At 75.6% G+C, this 9,789-nt stretch carries 7 protein-coding genes; 3 read left to right on the top strand and 4 right to left on the bottom strand.

Annotation, left to right across the window (positions count from 1 at the left end):
* Positions 1–36: 36 nt before the first annotated feature.
* Positions 37–5,028 carry an NAD-glutamate dehydrogenase gene (locus tag GTQ99_RS11025; protein WP_166615778.1) on the top strand — a complete coding sequence of 1,664 codons (4,992 nt, stop codon included), beginning with the start codon at positions 37–39 and terminating at the stop codon, positions 5,026–5,028.
* A gap of 46 nt (positions 5,029–5,074) precedes the next feature.
* On the top strand, positions 5,075–6,577 hold the full coding sequence (locus tag GTQ99_RS11020; RefSeq protein ID WP_166615786.1) for a sensor histidine kinase: 1,503 nt from the start codon (positions 5,075–5,077) through the stop codon (positions 6,575–6,577).
* A gap of 62 nt (positions 6,578–6,639) precedes the next feature.
* Here the strand turns inward: GTQ99_RS11020 and GTQ99_RS11015 are convergent, their stop codons facing one another.
* Complete coding sequence (locus GTQ99_RS11015) at positions 6,640–6,888, bottom strand: WhiB family transcriptional regulator (protein ID WP_166615777.1); 249 nt, start codon at positions 6,886–6,888, stop codon at positions 6,640–6,642.
* Between the two features lie 391 nt (positions 6,889–7,279).
* Between GTQ99_RS11015 and GTQ99_RS11010 the strand changes: the two genes are divergently transcribed.
* Positions 7,280–7,699: a hypothetical protein gene (locus GTQ99_RS11010; protein WP_166615776.1), complete on the top strand. Its 420-nt coding sequence runs from the start codon at positions 7,280–7,282 to the stop codon at positions 7,697–7,699.
* Between the two features lie 43 nt (positions 7,700–7,742).
* Here GTQ99_RS11010 and GTQ99_RS11005 read toward each other — a convergent pair whose 3' ends face one another.
* The 3 genes from GTQ99_RS11005 to GTQ99_RS10995 all read right to left on the bottom strand — a co-directional run bounded on the left by GTQ99_RS11005 (position 7,743) and on the right by GTQ99_RS10995 (position 9,716).
* Positions 7,743–8,564, bottom strand: a complete 822-nt coding sequence (locus tag GTQ99_RS11005) for an RNA polymerase sigma factor SigF (protein ID WP_338074919.1) — start codon at positions 8,562–8,564, stop codon at positions 7,743–7,745.
* An 89-nt stretch (positions 8,565–8,653) separates the two neighbouring features.
* Positions 8,654–9,073, bottom strand: coding sequence for an ATP-binding protein (locus tag GTQ99_RS11000; protein WP_205707240.1), 420 nt, complete (start codon positions 9,071–9,073; stop codon positions 8,654–8,656).
* 112 nt (positions 9,074–9,185) lie between these two features.
* On the bottom strand, positions 9,186–9,716 hold the full coding sequence (locus GTQ99_RS10995; protein WP_338074918.1) for a GNAT family N-acetyltransferase: 531 nt from the start codon (positions 9,714–9,716) through the stop codon (positions 9,186–9,188).
* Between the last annotated feature and the right edge of the window lie 73 nt (positions 9,717–9,789).

Below are 9,789 nucleotides of genomic sequence, written 5' to 3'. Positions count from 1 at the left end.
GTGGCGGGGCGCACCCACCCGCGACCCGGAGCAACGATGCCCGCCACGTCCGACACCTCCGCCGCCACCTCCGTCGCGTCCGCGGGCCCGCCCGCGAGCGTGCGCGAGCTCGTCCGCGCCGCCACCGCGGCCTGCGCGCCGGCGTGGGCGGAGGACCTGCCCGACGCCCTGCGCTCCCCGACGGCCTCCGAGCGGCTGCTGCTCGACTACTTCGCGCACACCGCCGTGGAGGACCTCGCCGACCGCGCGCCCGGCGACCTGCCCGCGGCGGTGGCCTCGCACGTGCGCTGCGGCCTGCGGCGCCGCGCCGGCACCACGCTGGTGCGGGCCGTGCCGGGCGAGGAGGCCGGCGCGCGCGAGGGCCGCAGCGTCGTGGAGGTCGTCACCGACGACGCGCCCTTCCTCGTCGACAGCCTCACCGCGGCCCTCACCCGCCGCGGCCTGGGCATCCACCTGCTCGTGCACCCGCGGCTGGCCGCCCGCCGCGACGACGACGGCCTGCTGCTGGACCTGCACGACGTGGGCACGGCGCCGCCCTCGGAGCCGGCGGAGTCGTGGATCCGCATCGAGGTCGACGGGCACGCCGCCGCGCAGGGGCGCGGCGACGAGCGGGACGACGCCCTGCCGCTGGTGGAGGACCTGCGCCGCGTCCTGGACGACGTGCGCGCCGCGGTGCTGGGCTGGCAGCCCATGCGCGCCAAGGCCCTGCAGATCGCCGACAGCCTGCAGATCGACCCGCCGGTGGGCGTCGCGGACGCCGAGCTGCGCGTCGCCGAGCGCTTTCTGCGCTGGATGGCCGACGACCGCTTCACCTTCCTGGGCTACCGCGAGTACGACCTGCGCACCGACGGCGAGGACGTGGTGCTCGCGGCGCGGCCCGAGACGGGGCTGGGCGTCCTGGCCGAGCGGCCGGGCCGCCCCGCCGGCCGCGTCCGCGCGCTGTCGGGCCCGGTGCGCGAGAAGGCGGCCGAGCCGCAGGTGCTGCTGGTCACCAAGGCCAACGCCCGCGCCACCGTCCACCGCCCCGCCTTCCTGGACTACGTGGGCGTCAAGGTCTTCGACGCCTCCGGGCGCGTCACCGGCGAGCGCCGCTTCCTCGGCCTGTTCACCTCCACCGCCTACACCGACTCCGTCAAGCGCGTGCCCGTGGTGGCGGAGAAGGTGGGCGAGGTGCTCGCCCGGGCGGGGTTCGGCTCCAGCGGGCACTCGGCCAAGGACCTGCTGAGCATCCTGGAGACCTTCCCGCGCGACGAGCTGTTCCAGGCCGACGTCGACAGCGTCCTGCAGACCGCGCTGGCGGTGCTGCGGCTGCAGGAGCGCCGGCGCACCCGGTTGTTCCTGCGCCGCGACGCCTACCGCCGCTTCATGTCCTGCCTGGTCTACATGCCGCGCGACCGCTACAGCACGCGCGTCGGCGCCCGCATCGAGGCGCTGCTGCAGGAGGCCTTCGACGGCGGCTCCGTCGAGCACACCCTGCAGGTCTCGGAGTCGGTGCTGGCCCGGTTGCACGTGGTGGTGCGGGCCAGGCCGGGGGAGGAGCTGTCCGACGTCGACGTCTCCGCGCTGGAGGAGACCGTCGCCCGGGCGGCCCGCTCCTGGGACGACGACCTGCTCGACGCGGCCCGCGCCGAGCTGGGCGCTTCCGCCGCCGCGCCGCTGGTGCGCCGCTGGGTGGCCGGCGTCCCCAACAGCTACCGCGCGGTCGTCGACGCCGGGCGCGCCACGAGCGACCTGCGCCGCGCCGAGGAGCTGCTCGCGGCGGTCGACGCCGCCGCCGGTGCCCCGGTCGCGCCCGTGCTGGACCTGCGCGAGGACCCGGCCCAGCCGCGCACCTGGCGCTTCACCTCCTACCGCACCGCGCCCGTCACGCTGAGCTCGGTGCTGCCGGTGCTCAGCGACCTCGGCGTGGAGGTCATCGACGAGCGCCCGCACGTGCTGACCCGCGACGACGGGCGCAGGGTGTGGATCGACGACGTCGGCCTGCTGCTGCCCGTGGACGTCTGGCAGCTGGACGCCGACCCGGCCGCGGCGCGCGCCCGCTTCTGCGACGCCTTCGCCGCCGCCTGGACGGGGCGCGCGGAGAGCGACGCGCTGGCCCGCCTGGTGCTGGCCGGGCAGCTGAGCTGGCAGCAGGTCGCCGTGCTGCGCGCCCTCGTGCGCTACCTGCGGCAGGTGGGGCTGGCGTACTCGCTGGACTACGTCGCCGGCTGCCTGCTGGCCAACGTCGGCCTCACCCGGCTCGTCGTGCGGCTCTTCGAGGCGCGCTTCGCCCCGACCCGTCCCGGTCACGAGGGCGAGCGCGCCGAGCTCGTGGACGCGCTGGCGGAGGAGACCCGCGGGACGCTGGAGGGCGTGGACGGCCTGGACGCCGACCGCATCCTGCGCGCGCTGCTCAGCGTGGTGCAGGCGCTGCTGCGCACCAACGCCTACCAGCGCGCGGCCGACGGCGGCGCGCACCCCCACCTGGCCTTCAAGATCGACTCCCGCCTGGTCGCGGGGATGCCCGACCCGGCGCCCTACCGCGAGGTGTGGGTGTACTCCCCGCGCGTGGAGGGGGTGCACCTGCGCTTCGGCGAGGTCGCCCGCGGCGGGCTGCGCTGGTCGGACCGCCGCGAGGACTTCCGCACCGAGGTGCTGGGCCTGGTGAAGGCGCAGATCGTCAAGAACGCCGTCATCGTGCCGACCGGCGCCAAGGGCGGCTTCGTCGCCAGGCGGCTGCCCGACCCCGCCGTGGACCGGGACGCCTGGTGGGCCGAGGGGACCGCCTGCTACCGCACGTTCATCGCGGGGCTGCTCGACGTCACCGACGACCTGCGCGTCGTCGACGGGCAGCGGGTGGTGCTGCCGCCGGCGGACGTGGTCCGCTACGACGGCGACGACCCGTACCTGGTGGTGGCCGCGGACAAGGGCACCGCGTCGTTCTCGGACACCGCCAACGAGATCGCGGTCTCCCGGGGCTTCTGGCTGGGCGACGCCTTCGCCTCCGGCGGTTCGGTGGGCTACGACCACAAGGCGATGGGCATCACCGCGCGCGGTGCCTGGGAGAGCGTGCGCCGGCACTTCCGCGAGCTCGGCCACGACGTGCAGACCGAGCCGTCCACCGTCGTCGGCGTCGGCGACATGAGCGGTGACGTGTTCGGCAACGGGATGCTGCTGTCCGAGCGGATCCGCCTGGTCGCCGCCTTCGACCACCGGCACGTCTTCCTCGACCCCGACCCCGACCCCGCGCTCTCGCACGCCGAGCGGCGGCGGCTGTTCTCGCTGCCGCGCTCCTCGTGGGCCGACTACGACACCTCCCTGATCTCCGAGGGCGGCGGCGTGCACAGCCGCACGGCGAAGTCGGTGCCGATCAGCCCGCAGGTGGCCCGGCGGCTGGGCCTGGACCCCTCCGTCACCGCCCTGTCGCCGGTGGAGCTGCTGCGGGCGGTGCTGCGCGCGCCGGTGGACCTGTTCTGGAACGGGGGCATCGGCACCTACGTCAAGGCCTCCGGGGAGTCGCACGCCGAGGTCGGCGACAAGGCCAACGACGCGATCCGCATCGACGGCCGCGACCTGCGCGTGAAGGTGGTCGGCGAGGGCGGGAACCTGGGGCTGACCCAGCGCGGGCGCATCGAGGCGGCCGTGGCGGGGCGCGGCGGCGAGGGCGTGAAGCTGAACACCGACGCCATCGACAACTCCGCCGGCGTGGACTGCAGCGACCACGAGGTCAACATCAAGATCCTGCTGGACCACCTCGTCGCGCAGGGGCAGCTGGCGCCCGCCGACCGCGACGAGACGCTGCTGCGGATGACCGACGAGGTCGGCCGCCTGGTGCTGCGCGACAACTACGACCAGAACGTCGTCCTCAGCATCGAGAGCACCTTCGCCGCCGGTCTGCTGCCCGCGCACCGGCGCTTCCTGGACGCCCTGCAGCGCGCCGGGCACGTCGACCGCGAGCTGGAGGCGCTGCCGTCGCCGGCGGAGCTGGACCGCCGCGCCCGCGAGGGCGTCGGCCTGACGACGCCGGAGCTGTCGGTGCTGCTCGCGCACGCCAAGATCGCCCTGGGCGCGCAGGTGCTGGCCAGCGCCCTGCCGGACGAGGCGTGGGTGTCGGCGACGCTGCGCGGCTACTTCCCGGCCGAGCTCGGCGAGCGCTTCGGCGACCACCTGGCCGAGCACCCGCTGCGCCGGGAGATCGCCACCACCGTGCTGGTCAACCACGTCGTCGGCACGGGCGGGCTGACGTTCGCGTTCCGGGCCGCCGAGGAGACCGGCAGCGAGCCCGCGGACGTGGTGCGCGCCTTCGTCGTCGCCAGCCGGGTGTTCGCCCTGCCCGAGCGCGCGGCCGCCGTCGAGGCCCTCGACGGGCGCGTCGCGGCGTTCGTGCAGTCGCGGATGCGCCAGGAGCACCAGCGGTTGCTGGACCGCTCGGTGCGCTGGCTGCTGCAGGCGCGCCCGGACGGCATCGACGTGCCGGCCGAGGTCGCCCGCTTCGCCGGGCCGGTGGCCGAGCTGTCGGCGCGCATCGGGGAGTTCGTGGGCGGCGGCGACGCCGAGGCGGTGCGCGAGGACGCCGAGTGGTTCACGCAGCGGGGCGTGCCCGGGCAGGAGGCGCTGCGCACGGCCGCGCTGCTGGCCACCTTCCCGCTGCTGGACGCGGTGGAGATCGCGGCGGAGTCCGGCCGCGGTGTCGAGGAGGTCGCCCGGACCTGGTTCGAGATCTCCCGCCGCTACGGCATCGAGCCGCTGCTGGAGGGCATCGCCGCGCTGCCGCGCACCGACCGCTGGCAGGCCCTGGCCCGGGCCGCGCTGCGCGACGACCTGTACTCCACGCTGCGCGACTTCACGACCGCCGTCATCGCCCACCGCCCGGGCGGGGTGCCCGTGGACGCCGGTGCCGCGGTGGAGGCGTGGGAGGCCGCGCACGGGCCGGCGGTGCGCCGGGCGCGCCAGATGATGGCGGACCTGGACGGCGACCTCGGCCGGGGCGACCTCGCCGCGCTGTCGGTGGGGCTGCGGGTGCTGCGCACGGTGCTGCGCGCGGGCTGAGGGCTCGCGGCCGGCACGAGGACCGTAGGCTCTCGGAGTGCCCACCATGGCGGACCTGCTGCAGTCCCAGACCGCGATCGACGGTGCCGAGGCGGAGTGGCTGCGCCTGCTCGTCGGCGACTGGCAGCTGATCTCCGACCTGTCCTTCGCCGACCTGGTGCTGTGGGTGCCCTCGGCCGACCGCCAGCACTTCGTCGCCGTGGCGCACTGCCGCCCGACGACCGGGCCCACGGTGCACTACGACGACGTCGTCGGCGCCCTGCTGGAGCGCGGCCGCCGCCCGCAGGTGGACACCACCTTCGACGAGGCGCGCAGCCTGCGCGGGCGCGACCCCGAGTGGGACGACGACGTGCCGGTGCGCGAGGAGACGATCCCCGTCGTGCGCGAGGGGGTGGTCCTGGGCGTGCTGGCCCGCCACACCAACCTGGCGACCTCGCGCACCCCCAGCCGCCTGGAGCTGAACTACGTCAAGTGCGCCGACGACCTCACCCGGATGATCGCCGCCGGCGACTTCCCGCAGACGGCCGCGCCCACCGGCCCGCGCCGCGGCGCCCCGCGGGTGGGGGACGGCATGCTGCGCCTGGACGCCGAGGGGGTGGTCACCTACGCCAGCCCCAACGCGCTGTCGGCCTTCCACCGGGCCGGGCTCATCGGCGAGCTCGTGGGCGCCAACCTCGCGGAGATCTCCAGCTCGCTGGCGGCCAGCCACCTGCCGGTCGACGAGTCGCTGCCGCTGGTGGTCACCGGCCGGGCGCCGTGGCGCACCGACCTGGAGACGGAGGCGGCCACGCTGTCGATGCGGGCCATCCCGCTGACGCGCAGGGAGAACGGCGCGCCGGTGCGGGTGGCGGCGCTGCTGCTGGTGCGCGACGTCTCCGAGCTGCGCCGTCGCGAGCGCGAGCTCATGACCAAGGACGCCACGATCCGCGAGGTGCACCACCGGGTGAAGAACAACCTGCAGACGGTGGCGGCGCTGCTGCGGCTGCAGTCGCGCCGGATCGTCTCCGAGGAGGGGCGCTCGGCGCTGCAGGAGGCGATGCGGCGGGTGGAGACGATCGCGACGGTGCACGAGACGCTCTCGCAGGGCATCGACGAGAACGTCGACTTCGACCAGGTCCTGGACCGCTGCCTGATGATGGCCGCCGAGGTCGCCACCGAGGGGGCCGAGCGGATCCGCACCCTGCGCGAGGGCCGCTTCGGGGAGCTGCGCCAGGAGGACGCGACGGCGCTGGCGCTGGTGCTCACCGAGCTGGTGACCAACGCCGTCGAGCACGGGTTCGGGCCCGGCCGCGGCGGCAGCGTCGTGGTGAAGGTCGAGCACACCTCCGACGACCGCATCGAGGTCGTCGTCAGCGACGACGGGATCGGGCTGCCGGCCGACTTCCAGGTGGGCAGCTCCGGGCTGGGCACGCAGATCGTGCGCTCGCTCGTGCAGGGCGAGCTGCGCGGCCGGATGGCCTTCGGCGCCAGCCCCGCGGGCGGGACCGAGGTGCGCCTGGACCTGCGGGTGCGCCGCGACGCCACCCAGCTGGGCAGCGTGCGCAACTGAACGCGCGGACCGACCCCGCCCGGCAGGGCCGGACGGGGTCGATCCGCGCGGGGGGCGTCAGCTCAGCTGGCGCGGCGGGCGCGGGCGGCGCGGCGCTTGAGGGCGCGACGCTCGTCCTCGCTCATGCCGCCCCAGACGCCGGCGTCCTGGCCGGTCTCCAGCGCCCACTTCAGGCAGGAGTCCACGACCTCGCAGCGGCGGCAGACGGCCTTGGCCTCCTCGATCTGCAGGATCGCGGGGCCGGTGTTGCCGATCGGGAAGAAGAGCTCGGGGTCTTCGTCGAGGCAGGCAGCGCGGTGGCGCCAGTCCATGGGTGTTCCACTCCTTCTCGCGTGTGCGGTCTCAGTGCACGCGTGTCTCTTCGTTGTCACGAGTCGACACGCGGGATCCCTGAGCACCGGCAACGCCGGCGGTGCCGGGACACCCGTTCCGGCCTGATCGAGGCCGGCTTGCGACGGGTGTCGGGGATCGCGTCGGCATCCAGGGTCACATCTCGCGGGCCTTCCGACAAGAGGTCTACCCGCGACGATCGTGGAGGAAGCGTGTCAGCTTCGTCACACGCACGTAACGCCGCAGACCCCTCCCGGTAATCCACCATCGCCCCTGGCGAGCGCTTCGACACGCCGAGGCGTGTCCCCCCGGCGGGGGACGGCTCCCCGGTCCCGGCCGCGGGCACGGGCGCGGCCCCGTACGGTGCTCATCGTGCCCGCTCGCCCCGTGCCCAGCCAGCCGTCCCGACCGGGCGGCGGTGACCGGCGCTCACCGCTGCTGACGCTGCTGGGCGTGCTCGTCCTGCTCGAGGCCGCGCTGCTGGTGGCCGGCGCCGCGTACCTGCTGCACGGCCTCCTCGTCGAGGACGCCACCGAGCCGGTCGCCGCCGGATTCCTCGTGCTGACGGCGCTGCTGTTCGCCGCCGGTGTCGCCTTCTGCGCGCGCGGCCTGCTGCGGCGGGCGACCTGGGCGCGCTCACCGGTGGTGGTCTGGCAGCTGCTGCAGCTGGCGGCGGGGCTGCCGGCCTTCAGCGGCGGAGCGCCCTGGCTCGGCCTCGTGCTCGCGCTGCCGGCGGCCGTCGTCCTCGTCGGCCTCTTCCTGCCGTCGGTCGACGCGCAGATCTCGCGCTGAGGACCGGTCCTGCTCGTGCGGGCCCGCCCGCTCCCGCGGCGCCCTAGCCGACCTCGACGTCCCCCAGGCCCTCGCGCAGCTGCGACAGCGTCCGGTTGAGCAGCCGGGACACGTGCATCTGGGAGATGCCCACCTCCGCGGCGATCTGGGACTGCGACATGCCGCGCACGAAGCGCAGGGCGAGGATGCGCCGCTCGCGCGGCGGCAGCCCGGCCAGCAGCGGGCGCAGCGCCTCGCGGTTCTCCACGTTCTCCAGCGCCTCGTCCTCCCCGCCCAGGGAGGCCACCGGCGAGGTGGGGGAGCCGGTGTCCAGCGGCAGCGTGGAGTAGGCGTTCGCCGACTCCAGCACCTCCACCACGTCGTCGGGGTCCTGCCCCGTGCGCTCGGCGAGCTCGGCGACCGTCGGCGCCCGCCCCAGCTCCTGGGTGAGGCTCTCGCGGGCATCGCCCAGCGCGCGACCGGCCTCCTGCACCCGGCGCGGGACGCGCATGGCCCAGCCCCGGTCGCGGAAGTGGCGCTTGATCTCGCCGAGCATGGTGGGCACCGCGTAGGCCCCGAAGGGCACCCCGCGCTCGGGGTCGAAGCGGTCCAGGGCCTTCAGCAGGCCGATCGTGGCGACCTGGACGAGGTCGTCGTGCGGCTCCCCGCGCCCGAGGAAGCGCGCCGCGAGGTGCTCGGCCAGCGGCAGGTGGCGGCGCGTCAGGTCGTCGCGCAGCCGCGAGCGCTCGGGGTCGTCCGGGGCCAGCGCGGCCATGCGGGCCAGCAGGCGCGCGCCCTCCTCGTCGCGGGCGGCGGCCTGGGCGGCAGGGGTCTCGGGGACGTCGTCGTCGGGGTCTGCGCCGCGCAGCGGCCGGTCCTGCGGCACTTCGCTGTCGTCGATGCACCCAGGGTCGCCGGGTCGCGTCCGGCTCGCCACCGGACCGCCCGGCGCGGGGCGGGCTCGGGCCGAGCGGATCACCCGAGCCCCGTCGTGGGGCCGCCGGCGCCCCCGGAGCTGCGGCTGTGGCGCAGCACGATCCACGCCCCGTCGGCGGAGGTCCCGGTGAACACCTCGCCGACGAGGGCCTCCAGGACGGCCCACGCGAAGCTGGAGCGCTCGGGCAGCTCGTGCGCCGGGCCGCGCACCTCCACCTCCAGCGTGCCGTCGCCGAGGCGGAAGGTGGCGGTCAGGTCCCCGCTGTCGGGCGAGGGGCCCAGCAGCAGCGTGCAGGCCTCGTCGACGGCGATGCGCAGGTCCTCGATCTCGTCGAGGGTCAGGTCCAGGCGGGCCGCCAGGCCGGCGCTCGCGGTCCGCACGACGGTCAGGTACGCGGGATCGGCGGGGACCCGCAGCTCGACCATGTCGCTGCCGGTGTCGCGCGCGGATTCGCTCACCGGGTCTCCGGTCGTGGGGGTCGACACGTACGAGGTCCTCTCCGGGGCTGCGGGCGCGGTGCCCGGACAGCGGCTTGGTAGGTGCTCACCGTAAGACAGCGAACACGTGGGGTCACTTCTGGTCGGTACCGGGTGTCGCCAGGGCCGCGAGCCGCGGACCGTCCAGGCGCCACACGGTCCACTCGTCCTCCGCCCTCGCCCCGAGCGCGCGGTAGAAGGCGTGCGCCGAGGTGTTCCAGTCCAGCACCCAGAACTCCAGGCGGCCGAACCCGCGCTCGGCGCAGAGGCGGCCCAGCTCGGCGAAGAACGCCCGCCCGATGCCGAGGCGGCGGTGCTCCGGGCGCACGAACAGGTCCTCCAGCCACATGCCCTGCCGTCCCAACCACGTCGAGAACGTGGTGTACCACAGCGCCATCCCGGCGACCTGCACGCCGGCGGGGGTGCGCACCTCGGCCAGCACGCACCCGATGCCGGTCCCCGGCCGCAGGGCGCGCGCGAAGTCGTCGGCGGTGGCGGTGGCCGACTCCGGCGCCTGCTCGTACTCCGCCAGCTCGCGGACCAGCGCCGCCACGGCGGCGCCGTCGTCGGCGGTCGCCTGCCGCAGGGTGAAGGAGGGGCGGGACCCACCGCCGTCGGTGCTCACGCGCCCACGGTAGTGGGGGCCTCACCGGCCCAGGCCACGCGCACGCCGGTCCACCGGCCGTCGACGACGACGA

The sequence above is a fragment of the Kineococcus vitellinus genome (genome assembly GCF_009906315.1).
GTDB lineage: Bacteria > Actinomycetota > Actinomycetes > Actinomycetales > Kineococcaceae > Kineococcus > Kineococcus vitellinus.
Note: the sequence above shows the minus strand (reverse complement) of the source record. Positions and strands in the feature narration are given on the sequence as shown.